18 protein-coding genes are annotated in these 17,196 nt (G+C 57.6%); 7 read left to right on the forward strand and 11 right to left on the reverse strand.

Translation table 11 applies throughout. The features are described 5' to 3' along the window. Positions 1-73: 73 nt before the first annotated feature. Complete coding sequence (locus B9Y90_RS20590; RefSeq protein WP_085542377.1) at positions 74-955, reverse strand: HARLDQ motif MBL-fold protein; 882 nt, start codon at positions 953-955, stop codon at positions 74-76. Positions 956-1,029: 74 nt separating this feature from the next. Here B9Y90_RS20590 and B9Y90_RS20595 point away from each other — a divergent pair, with 74 nt between their 5' ends. The 4 genes from B9Y90_RS20595 to B9Y90_RS26940 all read left to right on the forward strand — a co-directional run bounded on the left by B9Y90_RS20595 (position 1,030) and on the right by B9Y90_RS26940 (position 3,658). Next, on the forward strand, positions 1,030-1,932 hold the full coding sequence (locus B9Y90_RS20595; RefSeq protein ID WP_085542397.1) for a LysR family transcriptional regulator: 903 nt from the start codon (positions 1,030-1,032) through the stop codon (positions 1,930-1,932). A gap of 66 nt (positions 1,933-1,998) precedes the next feature. Continuing rightward, positions 1,999-2,448, forward strand: coding sequence for a winged helix-turn-helix transcriptional regulator (locus B9Y90_RS20600; protein ID WP_085542378.1), 450 nt, complete (start codon positions 1,999-2,001; stop codon positions 2,446-2,448). 173 nt (positions 2,449-2,621) lie between these two features. Further along, entirely contained in the window at positions 2,622-3,410 is a 789-nt protein-coding gene (locus B9Y90_RS20605; protein WP_085542379.1) for an SDR family NAD(P)-dependent oxidoreductase, read from the forward strand. A 98-nt stretch (positions 3,411-3,508) separates the two neighbouring features. Next, positions 3,509-3,658 (forward strand): hypothetical protein, encoded by a 150-nt coding sequence (locus B9Y90_RS26940; RefSeq protein ID WP_156108033.1) that lies wholly within the window; start codon positions 3,509-3,511, stop codon positions 3,656-3,658. On the opposite strand, the gene B9Y90_RS20610 is transcribed toward B9Y90_RS26940, so the two are convergent. Genes B9Y90_RS20610 through folE2 form a run of 6 tightly spaced genes read right to left on the reverse strand, consistent with a single transcriptional unit; the run spans position 3,655 to position 9,277 of the window. Then, positions 3,655-5,004 carry a dihydroorotase gene (locus B9Y90_RS20610; RefSeq protein ID WP_085542380.1) on the reverse strand — a complete coding sequence of 450 codons (1,350 nt, stop codon included), beginning with the start codon at positions 5,002-5,004 and terminating at the stop codon, positions 3,655-3,657. The two genes, B9Y90_RS26940 and B9Y90_RS20610, sit on opposite strands and share 4 nt — an antisense overlap. Before the next feature lie 31 nt (positions 5,005-5,035). Continuing rightward, positions 5,036-6,034, reverse strand: coding sequence for a FecCD family ABC transporter permease (locus B9Y90_RS20615; protein WP_085542381.1), 999 nt, complete (start codon positions 6,032-6,034; stop codon positions 5,036-5,038). Further along, positions 6,034-6,984 (reverse strand): ABC transporter substrate-binding protein, encoded by a 951-nt coding sequence (locus tag B9Y90_RS20620; RefSeq protein ID WP_139827430.1) that lies wholly within the window; start codon positions 6,982-6,984, stop codon positions 6,034-6,036. The genes B9Y90_RS20615 and B9Y90_RS20620 overlap by 1 nt, the downstream gene beginning before the upstream one ends. 19 nt (positions 6,985-7,003) lie before the next feature. After that, entirely contained in the window at positions 7,004-7,795 is a 792-nt protein-coding gene (locus tag B9Y90_RS20625; protein ID WP_085542383.1) for an ABC transporter ATP-binding protein, read from the reverse strand. Positions 7,796-7,797: 2 nt separating this feature from the next. Beyond that, a complete protein-coding gene (locus B9Y90_RS20630; RefSeq protein ID WP_039291676.1) occupies positions 7,798-8,358 on the reverse strand; it encodes an LbetaH domain-containing protein in 561 nt (186 codons plus the stop codon). After that, complete coding sequence (gene folE2 / locus B9Y90_RS20635; protein ID WP_085542384.1) at positions 8,348-9,277, reverse strand: GTP cyclohydrolase FolE2; 930 nt, start codon at positions 9,275-9,277, stop codon at positions 8,348-8,350. Before folE2 ends, B9Y90_RS20630 begins: the two co-directional genes overlap by 11 nt. A gap of 247 nt (positions 9,278-9,524) precedes the next feature. Between folE2 and B9Y90_RS20640 the strand changes: the two genes are divergently transcribed. The 3 genes from B9Y90_RS20640 to B9Y90_RS20650 are packed head-to-tail and all read left to right on the forward strand — an operon-like array spanning position 9,525 to position 12,701. Further along, complete coding sequence (locus B9Y90_RS20640) at positions 9,525-10,136, forward strand: methylthioribulose 1-phosphate dehydratase (RefSeq protein WP_039291670.1); 612 nt, start codon at positions 9,525-9,527, stop codon at positions 10,134-10,136. Positions 10,137-10,179: 43 nt separating this feature from the next. Continuing rightward, complete coding sequence (locus tag B9Y90_RS20645) at positions 10,180-11,676, forward strand: FGGY-family carbohydrate kinase (RefSeq protein ID WP_085542385.1); 1,497 nt, start codon at positions 10,180-10,182, stop codon at positions 11,674-11,676. Continuing rightward, complete coding sequence (locus B9Y90_RS20650) at positions 11,673-12,701, forward strand: NAD(P)-dependent oxidoreductase (protein ID WP_085542386.1); 1,029 nt, start codon at positions 11,673-11,675, stop codon at positions 12,699-12,701. The genes B9Y90_RS20645 and B9Y90_RS20650 overlap by 4 nt, the downstream gene beginning before the upstream one ends. Before the next feature lie 30 nt (positions 12,702-12,731). On the opposite strand, the gene B9Y90_RS20655 is transcribed toward B9Y90_RS20650, so the two are convergent. The 4 genes from B9Y90_RS20655 to B9Y90_RS20670 are packed head-to-tail and all read right to left on the reverse strand — an operon-like array spanning position 12,732 to position 17,182. After that, complete coding sequence (locus tag B9Y90_RS20655; protein WP_085542387.1) at positions 12,732-13,676, reverse strand: carbohydrate kinase family protein; 945 nt, start codon at positions 13,674-13,676, stop codon at positions 12,732-12,734. Positions 13,677-13,683: 7 nt separating this feature from the next. Further along, on the reverse strand, positions 13,684-14,691 hold the full coding sequence (locus tag B9Y90_RS20660; protein WP_085542388.1) for an ABC transporter permease: 1,008 nt from the start codon (positions 14,689-14,691) through the stop codon (positions 13,684-13,686). Further along, positions 14,691-15,680 (reverse strand): ABC transporter permease, encoded by a 990-nt coding sequence (locus tag B9Y90_RS20665; protein ID WP_039291654.1) that lies wholly within the window; start codon positions 15,678-15,680, stop codon positions 14,691-14,693. The genes B9Y90_RS20660 and B9Y90_RS20665 overlap by 1 nt, the downstream gene beginning before the upstream one ends. Next, a complete protein-coding gene (locus tag B9Y90_RS20670) occupies positions 15,677-17,182 on the reverse strand; it encodes a sugar ABC transporter ATP-binding protein (protein ID WP_085542398.1) in 1,506 nt (501 codons plus the stop codon). Before B9Y90_RS20670 ends, B9Y90_RS20665 begins: the two co-directional genes overlap by 4 nt. Positions 17,183-17,196 lie beyond the last annotated feature (14 nt).

Below are 17,196 nucleotides of genomic sequence, written 5' to 3' on the forward strand. Positions count from 1 at the left end.
TTAATAGAATGTGAAGAATATATTGTGACAGAAAAATGACAGCCGGCCTGCCTGACGGATCGCAAAAGCCCTATTATTCCGTTTGTTGTTTCAGCTGCGCTTCAAAGCGCTGCCGCGAGAGATCCACATAGCGTTGTAACCCGTCTTTGTCGATAAAGGCATTGCTATCTCCGGCGGCCAGTCTGGCCAGTTTCTCTGCCAGGTCAAAGCGCTCCCCTTTATTTGCCACAAAGATGTCCACTTTTTGTGCAGCGAGCGTGGCAAAGCTGCGGCGAATGTCGTTCACCAGCGTCGGATAATTTTTGTTCGCCACCAGATAATAGTCCGGCGTGGCGAGACTGTCGGCATAGATAAGCGAATGCCCGCCAGGCAGCGCAAACAGCCATGACGTACTACCCGGTAGGTGGCCTGGCGTCAGCAGCGCTGTCGCCGTTACGCCGCCCAGCTTTAGCGTCTCGTGGTCATGAACGATTTTATCCGTGGTGGCCGGTGGAAAGGGCAGCGCATCTCCCAGCGCAAAATCCTCTTTGCCTCCCCGCGCCATTTGGTCAGCATTCTCCCTGCTGGCAACCAGCTTTGCCCCGCTCCACTTTTTCAGTTTGGCTATGCCCCCGGCCTGATCGAGCCGGGCATGGCTGTTGAGGATGAACCGCACGTCGCGAATGTCGAATCCCAGAGAAGCAATATTCTCTTTGATGCCCCTGGCACTGGCGTCCAGCGCACCGTCGACGAGAATATGTCCCTCAGGCGTGGTAATCAGAATGGACGAGAGATTTTCGGTGCCTACATACCAGACATTTGCTGCCATGCGGAACGGTTTGACCGGTTTGGCCCAGCCTTCAAACAGCGAATAAGGCGGCGCGGCAGACAGCGGTTGAGCTGGATTTAATGCCGCAGAATTGCCGGCAGAGAAGACTGAAATCATACAGGTAAACAACAGGCTATAACGGTTCACAGGTGGCTCCTTTTTGTCAGGAGGCGCAGTATACTGCCGGGCAATTTAGTCCGATGCAATTGAGAAATGATGGCGTGAATATCCTGCAATTAGACATGAACCTGCTGAAGGTGCTGTACGTGATGTTAATCACCGGCTCGACCAGCCGAACGGCGCAGAAGCTGGCGCTTAGCCCGTCCGCCGTCAGCCATGCGCTCGCCCGCCTGCGTGACGCCCTGGGCGATCCGCTTTTTCGCCGGGAAGGCAATGCCCAGGTTCCCACACCTTTCGCACTCGGTATTAAAGAACGCCTTATCCCTCTCTTCGTGTCTCTGAATGAAGAATTATTTGGCGAAGAGCACGCCGAGGAGCGCCGCTTTCGTCTGGTTCTGCCCCCGGCGCTGAATGTGTTACTCACGCCGGAACTCGCCCGCAAAGGGCATCAGGCCGGGGCGATTATTGAATGCCTGACGTTTGAACGGCGTGCGTGGCGGGAAGAGCTGCTTGAGGGCCGAATAGATTTGCTGATTGCGATTGGCGATCATCAAAAACGCGTCAGCGCCCTGCATTATGAACGCGTAGGCAGCACGCGCCTGATTGCTGTTTTCGGCCAGCCGCTGTCCACCAGACTGAGCGGGCGTGAAGCTCTGGCCTTTGACGAACTGGCGCAGTTTGATCATTTCTACTGCCACCCCTGGCCACAGGGCATTAACGAGCTAGATCGCCAGCAGGCTCGTGCCGGGCTCGAACGCCGCCTGGCCTTTACCTGTAGCGACTACGGCCAGCTTGCTCCCGCCCTGCGCAATGCCCCGCTGATGGCTATCGTGCCGGCCCCATGGTTTGATACCCTGAATGACAAAGCCCAGCTGTTTACGCTGCCGCTGTGCGGCGATCAGGCTATTGGCAGCCTGTTTTTGCAGTACCGGACCTCCACCGTGGAATGGAAGCAGCGCCTGATAGATAGCCTGCGCCGCACGCTGGCCGCCTGGTATCACTGAAATTACCGCTCAGTCTGCCAACAAAAAGTTTTATAATAGAACCTGACAAGCCCATCAGGAGGAATGATGAAACGCAAAAGCCTTGAAGACAGCGTCTGCTCGGTTGCCCGCACGCTGGACGTGATCGGCGACTGGTGGTCATTATTGATTATCCGCGACGCGCTGAACGGCATGTCTCGCTTCGGTGAATTCCAAAAAAATCTCGGCATCGCCAAAAATATGCTGACCGTTCGCCTGAAACAGCTCGTCGATAACGGTATTTTTGAGCTTCGCCCGGCTTCGGACGGCAGCGCCTGGAACGAATACGTGTTGACGGAAAAAGGCCGTGCGCTACAGACCGTTTTAGCGGCACTTTCACAATGGGGCTGCGAAAACCTCTACGCCAAAGATGAGACTCGCAGCGTCCTCGTCGACAGCCAGCAACATCGCCCTATCCGCAAGCTAACCCTGCAGGCCGAAGATGGTCGTGAGCTAAAACCGGAAGAAATCATCACCCTGGCACGCCCTTCCTCCTGACCAATAAGCATCTGTTATTCAGGTGCTTACTCATAGTCCCTTTAGCAATTTCTGCGCATAACGAAAAAATAGCCTCTAATTTGGTTGCATAATAAAACCAACAAATCTATATTCATCTCAAGGTTTCATTATGAAACCATATTAACGTTACTCTACTTCTTGTGAGGTGTTTTATGGCTAGCTCTCGTTCTATTGCGGTAATTACCGGCGCGTCTTCCGGTATTGGTGCGGTTTATGCCGATCGTTTTGCGGCCCGAGGTTTTGATCTGCTGCTGGTTGCCCGGCGCGAAGATCGCCTGCGCGATCTGGCCGCGAAGCTTGAAGCCCGCCACGGCATAACCGTGACTACGCTAAAAGCCGATCTGGTTAACGACCAGGACATTGCCGCCGTTGAGGAGGCCCTGAAAGATCCACGCATCAGCGTGCTGGTTAACAACGCGGGCACCGCCCACAGCGCAGCGTTTACCGCCGCCAGCGTGGAACAGCACCAGGCACTTATCACGCTGAACATCACGGCGTTAACTCGCCTGAGCCATGCCGCCCTGCTCAATTTCCAGCAAAAAAACAGCGGGACGCTGATCAATATCTCCTCGATTCTGGCGGTGCAGAGCTGGGTAGGTAGCGCCGTATACAGCGGCACAAAAGGTTATGTTTTGAACCTGACGAAAGTTCTGCAGGCCGAAGCTGTCGGCACCGGCATTCGTATTCAGGCTGTGCTGCCCGCGGCTACGGCAACGGAAATTTGGGATCGGGCTGGCGTGTCGGTGGACTCCCTGCCGGAAGGTGCAGTCATGAAAGTGGATGATTTGGTGGATTCCGCTCTGGCCGGGCTGGACAGCGGAGAAGCGGTCACCATCCCACCATTGCACGATCTCAGCCTGTGGGAAACCTATGCCACTACGGCGCAGGCGATGTTTGATGCAACGGCAGTTGGGCAGCCGGCACCTCGCTACGCCCGCTAATTTTCACGGGTAGATGTCGGCGGCATCTGCCCATCATTTACTGACAGGCCGTCACGTCTCGCTATAATGAGGCAAATTCCTGCCAATATGATGCTGTGATGAAACTGTTTTACTATTCAGCCGCCGGCATGGTTGCCGCGCTGATTGTGCTCTGGGGAGCGCTGATTGTGGACAGCGCCAATATCCTGCAACACATGTCTGAGCTGATGCACTACATCGAAGATTTGTTCAAACCTCGTGAGCGCTAGCGGTTAAATGTAAGCGCCTGGCCGTGAATTCCCCCGGCAACAGACTCTCCGTCCCAGACGAGGTGGCCATTCACCAGCGTGCTTTCAACCACACCGCCCTGCAAGGTGTGCCCTTCGAAGGGTGACCAGCCGCATTTGTAGGCAATGTTGCTGCCCTCAATACTGGCGCGTTTCCAGGGGTTAATCACCGCCAGATCGGCCCAGTAACCTTCCCGAATATAGCCGCGATCTTTAATCTGAAAACGCTCGGCTACCGCGTGGCTGGTTTTTCTGACGATCAGTTCAGGCGTGAAAATCCCTCTGGCACACATATCAAGCAACGCAGGCAGCGCGTGCTGCACCAGCGGCAATCCCGACGGAGCCGAGAAATAATCATTCTGCTTTTCCGCTAGCAAGTGCGGCGCATGGTCGGTCGCAATAATATCAATCACGCCCGCCTGAACCGCCTGCCATAGTGCCTGCTGGTGTTCCTGGCCCTTCACCGAAGGGTTGCACTTCAGCTTGTGCCCAAGCGCGGCATAATCATCCTGATTAAAATAGAGATGATGGATACAGGCTTCCGCCGTAATTGTTTTTCTGCGTAAGGCCTCGAGCGTGGGTGCAGGTTCAAACAACGCCAGCTCATCAGCCGTGGTGATATGCAGCACATGCAGCCGCGTGCCGTACTTTTTCGCCAATGCAACCGCCCGGGAAGATGAAAGCAGGCAGGCCTCAACCGAGCGAATAGCCGCGTGTTCTGCGGCCGGGATCTGCTCCCCATATCGCTCCCGCCACAGCGCCTCATTACGTTTGATCGTCGGCGTATCTTCGCAATGCGTGGCCACCAGCCCCGGCGCATGCTGGAAAATCGCCTCCAGAATGCGTTCATCATCCACCAGCATGTTGCCGGTGGAGGCACCCATAAACACTTTTACGCCACAGGCCGCACCGGCTGGCAGCGCCTTAAGTTCTTCCAGATTGTCGTTGGTGGCACCGAAATAGAAACTGTAATTGGCCAGTGAACATTCAGCGGCCCGTTGAAATTTGCCTTCCAGCGCCTGCCTGGTGGTGGTCGGCGGTGAAACGTTGGGCATTTCCATATAGCTGGTGATCCCGCCCATCACCGCCGCGCGTGACTCACTGGCTATCGTGCCCTTATGCATCAACCCGGGTTCGCGAAAATGCACCTGATCGTCGATCATGCCCGGCAGCAGCCACTTCCCGGCAAGATCGCGCACATTCCACGTGGCGCGAGCCGGGATCGCAGCGGCTATTTTTTCAATGCGTCCACCCACAATCAGCAAATCACCTTGAAAACGCCGCCCCTCATTCATCATCAGCGCGTTAGTCAATAGCAAAGGTTTCATCAGTCGTTCTCTCCGGCGTAAAAAGGTTGCGCTAGCGTCGGGCAACCATCACAACAATAAACAGCCCGCCAATTCCGGCGGTAATTATGCCGATGGGCAATTCCTGCGGCGCAACCAGCACCCGGCTGGCCAGATCACCGCCGCACAACAAACAGGCCCCGGCCAGGGCACACAAAGGCAGCAGCCTGGCGTGCTTAATGGCGGAAAAATGGCGGCAAAGATGCGGCACCATCAGCCCGACAAAGCCAATCACGCCGGTCAGCGATACAAAAATGGCGGTCGAAAAAGCGCAGCACAGAAAAATTTCGGTGCGCAGGCGGTTGACGTTAATGCCCAGCGAAAATGCGGTGCGATCCCCCGCAAGTAATCCATCCAGCGATCGCCATCTCAGCAGGCAAAATATGGCCAGCAGCAGTAAACCGCCCAACGCAAATCCCAGGTTATCCCACCGCGCCAGCCCCAGGCCGCCGAGCGACCAGAATAAAACCGAGCTGGCCGTGCGCTGGTCACCGGCGAATATCAGGTAGCTGGTTAGCGCCCCGAACAAAAAAGAGATAGCCAGCCCGCAAATAATCAGCGTTTCAGCACCCCGCTCGCGTTTGAGCTGGAATAACGACAGCACCGCGACGGAAGAAAGCAGCCCGCCGCCAAAAGCCGCCGCCGGTAGCGTCCAGACGCCGAAGAAGTCTCCAAAGCGGGTAAAAACCAGCACGGCGCCAGCAGATGCGCCCGAAGAAAGCCCGAACAAAAAAGGATCCGCCAGCTCATTGCGCGTGGCCGTTTGCAGCAGCGCACCCACCACCGCCAGCCCCGCACCGGTCATCAGGGCGAGCAGTGTTCTTGGCAGCCGGATGTCCAGCACAATCCCACGGATCATCGGCGAAATGTCCGTGCCAGTGGGTTGAAGCGCGTTTATCACCTGATTCAGACTGAGCCGGACCGATCCTTCCGTTAAGCTAAGCGCCGTAAACAGCATGACGAGAAACCCAGCCAGACATGCGGCCCGGCAATAACGAGAAGCTAAAAACATCACTGTGCCGTGAACAGAGCGTGAGCGAGCTTCTCAACCGCGGCGATATTTGCCGGGCCAGGCGTCAACTCGGCGTACTGCAGCTTAAGATAGCGGTGTTGTTTCACCGCCGGGGTGAGCTTCATCAGCGGGTGGCGTTCAAGAAACTGCCGCAACGAATCTGCGCCGCCGCCAGTCTGGTAATCCAGCAGGATGATGACATCCGGCTCTGCCGCCGCCACATTTTCCCAGGAGGTTGTGCCCCAGCTGGTGTCCAGCCCTTCCATGGCGTTTTTGCCGCCTGCGGCCTCGATAATGGCCTGCGGCATGGCGTATTTTCCGCTGGTGAACGGCTTGTCTTCCCCGGAGTCATACACAAAGACTTTCAGTGGCCTTGCGCCCGGCTGCGCTTTGGGGAGTGCCGCCAGCCGCGCTTTCCAGCCATCAACCAGCTTCTGAGCAGCCTCCGCCTTACCAAAAATTTTGCCAAGCGTAAGCTCATCGTTATAGAGCAGATCCAGGGTCGCTTTGGTTTTGCTTTCGCCGGAAATCGCGCAGCTTTCGCTGAGCACAAAGGTTTTGATGCCGTATTTGGCAAGGCTCTGGGGTGTGACGTCGCCCCCTACTTTCATGCCGTAATTCCAGCCTGCAAAAAAGAAATCGGGTTCGGCGGCCAGCAGCGTTTCAAGCGAGGGATACTTGGGCGCAAGCTCGGGGATCGTCCCCATTTGCCGCTTAAATTCAGGCGTCATTTTGTACCAGCCGGAGATCCCGGTCAGGCCCACAATCTGCGGTTGCAAATCCAGGGCGAAAGCCATCTCCGACATGTTCAGGTCGTTGATTACCGCCCGCTTTGGTGCTTCGGTAAAGACAATGGGTTTACCGCAGCTAGTGATGGTCACCGGGAAGCCGGAAGCAAAAGCGGCTGAAGAAACAAAGGCAAGCCAGAAGCCTGTAGCGATTTTTAACATCATAGCGATCCCTGAAAATTTATCGTGGGCGTGAAGGTTCAAAAAAACGGACTCGTCTGCCTTGTTGGCCAGGATGGTCGACGGTAAAGCTGTCGAGGCCGAAAATAGGACGAAGGATTTCGGTATTCAGCGCCGCATCGGGCACGTTAAAAGCCTGCTGTTGCCCCGCCGACAAAATAAGGACCTTGTCGGCAAACCCTTCAATTAAGTTGAGATCGTGCAGGACGGCGATAACCGTTGTGCCACGAGCTTTGACCAGCGCCAGCAGTTCTTCCCGCGCCGCCAGGTCCAGGTGATTAGTCGGTTCGTCCAGCAATAGCAGCCGGGACGTTTGCGCCAGCGTTCGCGCCAGAATCGCCCGCTGTCTTTCCCCGCCGGACAGGCAGGCCAGCGATTTATGCCGCATCCCGAGCACACCAACCTCTTTCATCGCCCCACAAACAATGCAGCGGTGTTCTGGCTCGGGCATATCCCGGGCAAACGGGAGCCTGCCTAAGGCGACATAATCTTCAATGGACAAACGCAAATCGGGGAGATCGTTTTGCGACATGACCGCCACGAGCTTTGCCCGCATCAGAGGGGGGAGCTTACTTAAGGCGCGCCCTGCAAGCGTTATCTCCCCTTCGGCCTTTAACTCCTGGCCCAGCGCCCGCAGCAGCGACGTTTTGCCGCTGCCGTTTGGCCCAATTACGCTGAGCCGCTCCCCTTTTCGCAGCTGAAAATGAATCGCCACCGGCCAGGCTGTGCCCTGCGGACGGGCAATCGCCCGCAGGGAAACGCTTAACTCTGGCTCTGCGGATGAAAAAGACATGCTCAGAACTCGTTGCGCAGCAGCTGGTAACCTTCCACCAGCTTGACGTTGGTATTGGCCACCTCTTCAGAAAACTGTACCGAGGCCGGGTCAACCCGAGAATATTGGGTTAAATCAGAGTCGGGCCCTACGCGCTCGGTGGACGGAATATAGGTTTGCGGCGGCAATGTCACCCCATCCACCACCGCGTTGTAGCGAATGACGCAGCCAGTTTGTACGTGGCAGTTAAACAGCACGCTGTTAAAGCCGATAAACACCCGCTCGTCGACCCGACAAGGCCCGTGCACGATCGCCCGGTGGGCAATCGACGTGCCGCTGCCAATGGTCACCGGTGCTCCACTTTTCGAGTGAATAACCACGCCGTCCTGAATATTCGAATGGGAATGGATCACGATAGGATCCATGTCACCTTCGGCGTTAAGCTCGTCGGCGCGGATCACCGCGTAAGGCCCGACATAAACATAGTCATGAATAATGACCCGGCCACAAATAACCGCCGTGGGGTCGATGTACGCTTTGGGAGAGACCTGCGGCAGATGGCCTGAAGGGTTTTTACGCAGCATGATGATTTCCTGTCCAGTGAATACGAGCCACCGCGTTGTGGGCATGGAGGCTTTCCTGATGCTCAACGCGGAGGGTAAAAGCGGCGCTAAAAGAGGCGTCCAGCATCGCCTTGTTCAGGCGGCGAGCGGCGTCTTCGCAAAACATTAAATTTTGGCCGTTGGCCTGGGCGAAAGCTTGCTCGTCACTGCGCTTAACCACCGTTTGTACCGCCGTCCCGAGCGCGGCCTCGCAGCGGTCGATAAGCGCCAGAAACGGCAACGTGGCGACATCCGGCTTCAATTGGCAGCTTACCCACGCCCAGCTTCTTTGGCTGTGGGGCGTACCTGGCATGCCTTTCTCGCCCAGCCAGGCCAGCATTTCATCGACAGACACGCCATCCTTTCGCGAGCCAAAGTCCCGCTGAAACTGCTGCTGAGCGAGATTGCGACTCAGTGCCGCCGAGGCCGGACAGGTAGATGAATACGGGATCCCGACCCGGATCGTGACGGCAAAATCTTCCCCACGCTCCGCCAGGATGCGGATGGGATAAGCTTTCCAGCCAAAGTGATTTGAGGTTAAAGATTTGCGCGACAGCAGCAGTTCGCCGGCAATTTCTACGCTCGCGCGGTCGCTGCTGCGCTGGTGGGAGACCAAAAATTCACCCAGCAAATGGCGCAATACCCCAGGCGTAATTTCGCCCTGAGTTAGCTCATCCAGCAGCAGATAGATTCGGGACATGTGAATGCCCTTTTCCGCTTCCGGGGAACTGAGAAGATTGATCCCGGCGTTGACTTTCGCCGTCAGCGGGCGACCCGCCACTTCCACCGGAAGATCGATTTGTTCCATGCCGACCCAGGACAGAGTCGTGTCGAATTCGTGGCTTCTGAGTGACTGAATATCAGGCAGCATTTTGGGGCATAACATTGGAGTGACCGTCATATCGCACATCGTCTTATTTTGAATTTGTTACGTTATAACATAACAAAACAAATTTATGCAAAGCGACGTTTAACCGTAAAGCGAAACCGTCCGGTCACAGGAGAAAACTCGGTGAAAAACCGCTGACTGGCTCGATATATCTTATAACCGGGCAAGTGTTGCCCGAGTGTTCACACAATGATAGCATCATGTAAACAGCCATTTAGACGGCTAGACTGTTAAACTAAAAAGCATTGAGGAATACCGTATGTGGCAAGAAAGGCTCGCGCAGTTGGTCACCACCTGTCATTGGATTGGCGCTAAGGGCTGGGCTCCGGCGACCGGCGGCAATATGTCCATTCGTCAGGATGCCGAGTGGTGCTGGCTGAGTGAATCCGGGCGCGACAAAGGCAGCCTGACTAGCGAGGATTTCCTGCAGGTAGATATTGCCACTAATCAGGCGCCATCGGGGCGTAAACCCTCCGCCGAAACCGGGCTGCACACGCTGGTTTATCGTCTGTTTCCTGAGGCCAATGTCGTGCTTCACGTTCACACCGTGAACGCCACCGTGCTGTCGAGAATTGAGAAAGGCCCTGCGCTGAACATCAGCGGCTATGAAATGCAAAAAACCCTGACCGGCCAGCAGACGCACCTGGACACGGTGCCCATTGCCATCTTCGATAACGATCAGGATATCGACGCGCTGGCACAACGCATTGCACATTATGCCGAACAGGCTCCCCTGAAATACGGTTTCCTGCTGCGTGGCCACGGCCTGACCTGCTGGGGCAAAGACGTTGCCGAAGCGCGCCGCCAGCTTGAAGGGCTTGAATTCCTGTTCGAATGCGAAATGCAGCGCCGCCTTTACGAGCGCGATTAACCGTTATCTTCCTGTGTCTGTTCGCTAGCGTGAGGCTTGAGGTATGGAGTATTTCCTGGGTATTGATATCGGCACGTCGCGGGTCAAAGCCGTGCTGTTTGACTGCAATTTTCATGCGGTCGCCAGCGCGGCGGAAAACACCTCTCCCACACTTTCCCCACAGGGCTTTGCCGAACAGGATATGGAACAGCTTTGGCTGTCCGTCGTGCGTACGCTACGGCAAGTAGCCGACAGCCCGGCATTGCAGCAAGGCAAACTCAAGGCCATCGGCCTGGCGGGCCAGGGGGAAGGTGTCTGGCTGAGCGACAAAAACGGCGATCCCGTGGGCCCGGGCATACTCTGGAGCGACACCCGCAGCCGGGCGCTGATGGACGAATTATTGCAATCGCCGGGACTCGACAAAGCGCTGTTCGATGAAACTGGCTCTCAGCTGCAGCCGTGTAACACTAGCCTGCAGCTCTGCTGGCTCAAGCGAAATCAGCCCGAACGCCTGGCCGCCGCCGACTATATTTTCTTCGCCAAGGACTGGATTCGCTTCCGGCTGACGCAAGTCGCCGCCCTTGAGCTGACTGATACCAGCGCTTCGCTGCTGAACCAGTCGAGCGGTAAGATTTCCGATTTCGCGCTTCAGGCGCTGGGCATCGACGACCTGAAAACACGTTTTCCGCCCCTGCTTCGCCCTGACGCCCAGGTCGGTAGCTTGAGTGAAGCCGCCGCGCTGCTTTGCGGCCTGCCGCCCGCCACACCGGTTGCTGCAGGCGCACTCGATGTGTGCAGCGCAGCGCTGGGCTGTGGGGCCATTCATGACGGCGATATTTATACCATTCTCGGTACCACCTGCTGCACCGGCGTGGTTTGCCACGGGCGCGAAACCGTCAGCAGCGGCACACGCTTTGTCACCCATACCGAACAGGGCAGCTTTATTAACCTGTTCCCGATGCAGGCCGGGACGCCCAATATCGACTGGCTACAGCAGCACATTTCGCTGACGCCGGACCTGGTGGCGCTGGAAAAAGAGATTGCTGCTATTCCGCCGGGCAGCGGGGGCGTTTTCTGGCAGCCTTATCTGAACGGCGAGCGCGCACCGTTTTACAGTCCTACTGCCCGCGCAGGGTTCTTTGGCGTCGACCAGCACACGTCCCGCGCGGCGCTTCAGCGCGCCGTTTTTGAAGGACTGGCCTACGCGATTGTGGATTCGCTCACGGGCTATGCCAACGAGGGCGATCTTTACCTCACTGGCGGCGGCGCGGCTTCCGCCACGTGGCTGCAAATTATCGCCGACTGTACCGGGCGCACCGTTATTTCCAGCCACTTTAATGAGCTCAGCGCCCGGGGCGCGGCGCTACTGGCAGCCCGAAGCGTAGGCGCGCTGGAACACTATCCGGCTATCGAACAAACCCGCTATCAGCCCCAGCCTCAGGCTCATGCTGCCTATCGGGCGCTGTTCCCGGTGTTCCGCCTGCTGCGCGAACAGCTCCAGCCGGTGTGGCAGGCGAGACACCAGGCTTTACAACGTCTTTCTCAGGATAATGCACAATGAAAATCGTCTTTACCGCCGAGTATGCGGGCAGCCTTGAACCGTTTAGCCAACTGGGCGAACTGATTGTCGAAGGCTGGGCCATCGGTAAACCTAAACTTCAGGCCTCACAGATTATCGACCTCGCCCACGATGCCGAGGTGATTGTCACCAGCTATGACGATATCACCGCCGAAGTGATCCACAGCTGTCCTAAGCTGAAAGTGATTGCCTGCACTCGCGCCAACCCGGTAAATATTGATGTTCTGGCGGCTCGGGCACGTAATATCACCGTGCTTTACACACCAGGACGTAACGCCGATGCCGCCGCCGAACTCACGCTGGGCCTGATGCTCGGCCTGATGCGCCATATTCCACAATCCCATGCAGCCCTGAAGCGCGGCGCATTTACCCGCGAGAGCCAAAGCGAGCAGCAAACCCAGTCTGGCCTGCGCAAAGATGTGGTCTGGGACGTCAGCCCGGAAAGTCCTTATGAAGTGTTCAAGGGCGGTGAACTACGCAATAAAACGCTGGGGCTGATTGGCTATGGCAATATTGGCCGCCGCGTGGCGCGCATTGCCCGCGCTTTTGGGATGAATATTTTGGTGGTGGATCCGTTTGTCGCCGCCGAAGATATTGACGAGCCGGGGCTGCATAAAACCACGCTCGAAGCTCTGTTCCGCGAGTCAGACATTGTCAGCCTGCATTTGAGCAGCGGGCCGCACAGCGACGGCCTGGTCAACGCGTCCCTACTGCAAAGCATGAAGCCGGGCGCGAAGCTTATCAATACGTCCCGCGCCTCCGTGGTGGTGGAAGCCGATCTCATCGAAGCCTTGCGTCACGGGCCACTCGGCGGCGCGGCGCTGGACGTTTACCATCAGGAACCGCTGTGGCGTGACCATCCGTTTATCAGCGAGCTGGATAACGTCATCATTACACCACACATCGCCGGAGCCACCCGGGAAAGTATCCAGAAACACACCGCGATGATTGCCGCCGATCTTCAGCGGTTTGCGGCTGGTGAGCCGCTACTGTACGCCTGGCGCTAAAACAGAAAAACGGCCCCGAAGGGCCGTTTTTTATGCCAGCAAAGGCGTTATCGCCATAAAATCCTGCAAATGCTCCCAGTTCACCACGCCCGCGTCGGAGCCTAATCCGGTCGCCACCAGCGCGGCAGTCGCAGACGCGACCCGGCAGGCTTCATCTTCCGAAAGTCCCCTGGCCAGGGCGGCAATAAACCCGCCGCAATAGCTGTCTCCGCAGCCAGTGGTATCGCTGGCAATCACGCTCCAGGCCGGGAAATGCCGGGTTTTCACGCGGCTGAATAGCCAGGAGCCGCGCACGCTGTCTTTAAAAATGCAGCATTTTGCGCCCAGCCCCAGGAAGAAATCCGCAATCTCTGCTGGCGCCTGTCGCCCGGAGATAAACGCGGCTTCTTCGAGTGCGGGCATAAAATAGTCCACATGAGGCAACAGCGGGCGTAAGAGCGCCAGCGTATTGCTATCCGGTGCGATTAAATCAAAGCTGGTGATGACACCCCGCGCTTTCGCCGCAGCCAGTAAACGAGCGCTCTGGCCGCTATCCATACTCGCAAGTAGCCCGGTGCCACCGTGGTGAAGGTAACGCGTGTTGAGCACCTTATCGAAATCGGCCTCAGCGACGAACAGCTCATCCGATGCGCCCCGGCAGTGCAGCGCAGGCCGCTCGCCGTTCGGACGAATGGGCAAAATCGTCGCCGACGTCTCTTTTTGCGACGTGCGCTGGATCAGCGAGCAGTTAATCCCCAACCGGCGATAGCTGCCCAGAATAAATTCAGCTTTTTCGTCCTCGCCCAGGCAGGCCACGGTTGACGTGCGAATGCCCAGCTTGGCGGCATTCACCAACGCTCCGGCTGCGGTTCCCGCCGGGTTGAGGCGGATTTGCTCAATAAACTGTACGCCACCGCCGGAGGGGATTTCCACTACAGGGCGGCCAGCAATGTCCAGAATGGTCAGGCCCACAAAAACAGCGTCAAATTTGCTCATAACGCCCTCACCGGTGCTGCTGGCGCAGTCGCGCCTGCCAGAATGAAACGGCCAGCGCCACCACCAGGATCACGCCCACCAGCGCATCTTTCACCAGGTAGTTCAGCCCCATCAGGTTAAGCCCATTATCAATAATCGCGAGGAACAGCACGCCGCCAAGCGTCCCCCCCATGCTCACGCGCCCCTGCCGCTGAAAAGCGGTGCCGATAAACACGGCGGCAATAGCATCCATCAGGTAAGACTGCCCGGCGAGAGGCGTGAACTGCCGCAGGTTGGCGGACAGAATAATACCGCCCACAGCACACATTGCCGAAGCGGCAATCAGCACCCAGAACAGGGTTCGCTTATCGGCTATCCCGGCTATACGCGCGGCTTCACTGTTTTGCCCAATCGCACGCACCCGCTTACCAAACAGCGTCCGTTCGGTCAGCAGCCAGGCCGCCAGCCAGACCACCAGCACGATAAGCACCGGCGTGGGGATCCCCCCAACATTACCCACGGCTAAATCGTGATATTCCGGGGCCATGCGCCGCCAGGAAATCGCCCCGCCGCCGTCGGTGTAAATACGCTCGGCGCTGCTGGCAATAAACCAGGTGCCTAGCGTCGCCAGAAACGGCTTAATGCGACAGGCGAGGATAAGAAAAGCGTTGACCAGGCCTATCACCACGCCGCCCAACAGGGCGCACAGTACTGCCACCTGCCAGGGAAGCTGCCAGGTTTTGAGCGCAATTAAAGCCATCATAGCGCCAAAGTCGATAGCCACGCCGACGGAGAGATCGATCGCCCCGGCGCTGACAATCAGCGTCATCGCCAGCGCCACAATCAGCAGAATGGCGCTGCCCTGAAGCAAATTGCTCCAGTTATCCAGCGTCAGGAAAACGGGGTTTGACCAGCTAAACAGGACGATGAAAAACAGCGTGACCAGCGCAAAACCCGCGCGCGACAGCCAGGCCAGCGGTTTTCTCCCGGACTCACCGGTCGGAAGCGTTGCCGCCAGAGCAGAAAAAACTTTCATTATTTGTTGGCTCCTTTCTGCTGCAGGGCTGAAGCCGCAAGCACCACGAGAATCAGCACGCCTTTAATGGCCCCCACCCAGAAAATATTCACCCCCAGCAGCCCCAGGCCGTTAGACAAAGCGTTGACCAGGATAGCGCCCAGTAATGCCCCCCAAACGGTGACTACCCGGCGGCGTGAAAATGCTGCGCCAAGGAAGGTCGCCAGCACCGTCTCCATCAGTAAAGGCGTAGCGGTTCCGCTGGAACTGCCCGACCCCTGCGCCAGCAGCGGGAAGACCGCCAGCCCGGCCGCAACGGCGGCAATAAGCCAGGACGCGAGGATAAGACGGCGCACGTTAAGCCCGGACATCTGCGCCATGTCTTTGCTGCCCCCCGTCGCCTGCAAATGCTGGCCAAAACGGGTGTGATGCAGCAAAAGCTGGAAGCCCACGAAGACCAGCAGCAGATAAATCAGCGCATAAGGGATGCCCAGCACGCTGCCGTCGCGAAACGCCACCATCAGCGGGTCGCTGACGCTAATCCGGCGCTGCCCGGTCAGCAGATCGGTCAGGCCGGTAAAGGCCACCGAAGTTGAGAGCGTCGCCAGCAGTGGGGGCAGCCCGGCGATCAGTACTAACAGCGCATTGATGCCTCCGCACAGCAGACTCAGCGCTGCCACCAGCAGCAGTAGCAGCGGCCACGGCGTCAGCCACTCGCTCATGCCCAGGCTTAACAGCGCCACGCCGAACACGGCGATGGCCGGGAGGGAAAGATCGATCCCGCCGGAAACGACGTCATCTCCTCCGGCAGCAATCACGCAAACAAGGCCAAAACTCAGGATTGCCAGCGGCACGCTTTGCACCAGCATCAGGCTAATGTTCTGCCAGCTAAGGAACCACGGCGATTGAATGCTTAACCAGACCAGCAGGCCAATAAACAGCAGCAGCGGGAATTTTTCAAACAACGCAACGGAGCGACCTGCCCCAAAACGACGAATTTCAGTCATCATGCTGCATGCTCCTGCCCACCGTTAATCGTTGCCAGTAGCGCGTCAAGCGTCAGTCCCTGAGTGGGCAAGTTCGCCACCAGTTTCCCGCGCCACATCACCAGAATGCGGTCGCACAGGCCCAGCAGTTCGGTTGCGTCGCTGGAAGAAACCAGCACCGAACGCCCCTGTTCGGCAAGTTGTCGGGTGCGCTGATAGATATCACTGCGTGCGCCGATATCGACGCCGAGCGTGGGCTCATCAAGAATAAACAGGCGGGCGTCAGTTCCGAGCCAGCGGGCAAGAATCACCTTTTGCTGATTCCCTCCGCTCATAAAGCGCACGGGCAGCGCCGGGAGTGCAGGACGAATACTCAGCCGCGCAATCCAGTCCTGGGCTTTTTGCAGCGCCCGGGAGCGGTGCTCCCAGCCCAACGTTGCCGTGTCCGGCAGCGACGCAAGGTTGATATTATCGGCCGCCGAAAATGGCAGGATCAGCCCCTGATGGCGGCGGTCACGAGGTACAAGCGCCATACCGGCCCGGATAGCCTGCCGCGGGGAGCGAATACGGCGGGAGCGCCCGTCTATGACGATCTCGCCCTTTTTCGCCGTGTTCAGTCCGTAAAGCGTATCCACCAGCACGTCCCTCCCGGCGCCCAGAAGCCCCGCCACGCCGACAATTTCACCTTTGCGGATTTCAAAGCTAATGTCCTGCAACTGCTGCCCGTCAGACAGCGAACGCACTTCAAGCAGCGGTGTTTCTCCAGCCGTGGCATCAGCCTCGTGCTGACGAGGGGTATAAAGTCGGTCAATTTCTCTGCCGACCATCATATGAATGACGACATCAGTATTCTGCAGCAGGTCGCGATCCGGGTAGCCCACGACTTCCCCGTTGCGCAGCACGGTGCCTGCATCACACAGCGCAGCGATTTCGTTGAGATAGTGGGAGATGTACAGAATCGCGATGCCCTGCTCCTTGAGGCGCAGGATCGCGTCAGACACCAGGCTCGCTTCGTGAGCTTCTAGCGGTGCCGTAGGTTCGTCGAAGACCACCAGCTTTGCCGCGCCGTCAATCAGCGCCCTGGCGATTTGCACCAGCTTACGCTCGGCCAGGCTCAGTTGCCTGATCAGACGGTCTGGGTCGAGATCCAGTTGCCAGGTGCGGAGGAAAAAGTCTCTCGCCGCCTCTCGCATACGGCGGCTGTCCAACAGCCCACCCACCCGGCGATATTCCTGCCCCAGAAACACCGACTCGGCAACGGTAAAGTGTGGGATTAGATTGAGTTCCTGATGGATAACGCGTATTCCTTGGGCCTCAATCGCCGCAGGCTTACCAAGCGGAAGCGGGACGCCGTCAAGCGTGGCCTCGCCGCCATCAGCCTGGTAAACCCCAGCAAGAATTTTAATTAAGGTAGATTTGCCCGCGCCGTTTTCACCGATAAGCCCATGAATTTCGCCAGGGCCTATCGTCAGCGTGACCGCGTTTAACGCGGTCACATTGGCAAATCGTTTACTGATGCGGTCCATCACCAGACCGCGCT

Origin of the sequence: Cedecea sp. NFIX57 (assembly GCF_900177785.1) — a bacterium.
GTDB lineage: Bacteria > Pseudomonadota > Gammaproteobacteria > Enterobacterales > Enterobacteriaceae > Cedecea > Cedecea neteri_C.

Coding starts and splice junctions, on each gene's coding strand:
- B9Y90_RS20600 (WP_085542378.1), top strand. CDS start 1,999: ATGAAACGCAAAAGCCTTGAAGACAGCGTCTGCTCGGTTGCCCGCACG.
- B9Y90_RS20605 (WP_085542379.1), top strand. CDS start 2,622: ATGGCTAGCTCTCGTTCTATTGCGGTAATTACCGGCGCGTCTTCCGGT.
- B9Y90_RS26940 (WP_156108033.1), top strand. CDS start 3,509: ATGAAACTGTTTTACTATTCAGCCGCCGGCATGGTTGCCGCGCTGATT.
- B9Y90_RS20610 (WP_085542380.1), bottom strand. CDS start 5,004: ATGAAACCTTTGCTATTGACTAACGCGCTGATGATGAATGAGGGGCGG.
- B9Y90_RS20615 (WP_085542381.1), bottom strand. CDS start 6,034: ATGTTTTTAGCTTCTCGTTATTGCCGGGCCGCATGTCTGGCTGGGTTT.
- B9Y90_RS20620 (WP_139827430.1), bottom strand. CDS start 6,984: ATGTTAAAAATCGCTACAGGCTTCTGGCTTGCCTTTGTTTCTTCAGCC.
- B9Y90_RS20625 (WP_085542383.1), bottom strand. CDS start 7,795: ATGTCTTTTTCATCCGCAGAGCCAGAGTTAAGCGTTTCCCTGCGGGCG.
- B9Y90_RS20630 (WP_039291676.1), bottom strand. CDS start 8,358: ATGCTGCGTAAAAACCCTTCAGGCCATCTGCCGCAGGTCTCTCCCAAA.
- folE2 (WP_085542384.1), bottom strand. CDS start 9,277: ATGACGGTCACTCCAATGTTATGCCCCAAAATGCTGCCTGATATTCAG.
- B9Y90_RS20640 (WP_039291670.1), top strand. CDS start 9,525: ATGTGGCAAGAAAGGCTCGCGCAGTTGGTCACCACCTGTCATTGGATT.
- B9Y90_RS20645 (WP_085542385.1), top strand. CDS start 10,180: ATGGAGTATTTCCTGGGTATTGATATCGGCACGTCGCGGGTCAAAGCC.
- B9Y90_RS20650 (WP_085542386.1), top strand. CDS start 11,673: ATGAAAATCGTCTTTACCGCCGAGTATGCGGGCAGCCTTGAACCGTTT.
- B9Y90_RS20655 (WP_085542387.1), bottom strand. CDS start 13,676: ATGAGCAAATTTGACGCTGTTTTTGTGGGCCTGACCATTCTGGACATT.
- B9Y90_RS20660 (WP_085542388.1), bottom strand. CDS start 14,691: ATGAAAGTTTTTTCTGCTCTGGCGGCAACGCTTCCGACCGGTGAGTCC.
- B9Y90_RS20665 (WP_039291654.1), bottom strand. CDS start 15,680: ATGATGACTGAAATTCGTCGTTTTGGGGCAGGTCGCTCCGTTGCGTTG.
- B9Y90_RS20670 (WP_085542398.1), bottom strand. CDS start 17,182: ATGGACCGCATCAGTAAACGATTTGCCAATGTGACCGCGTTAAACGCG.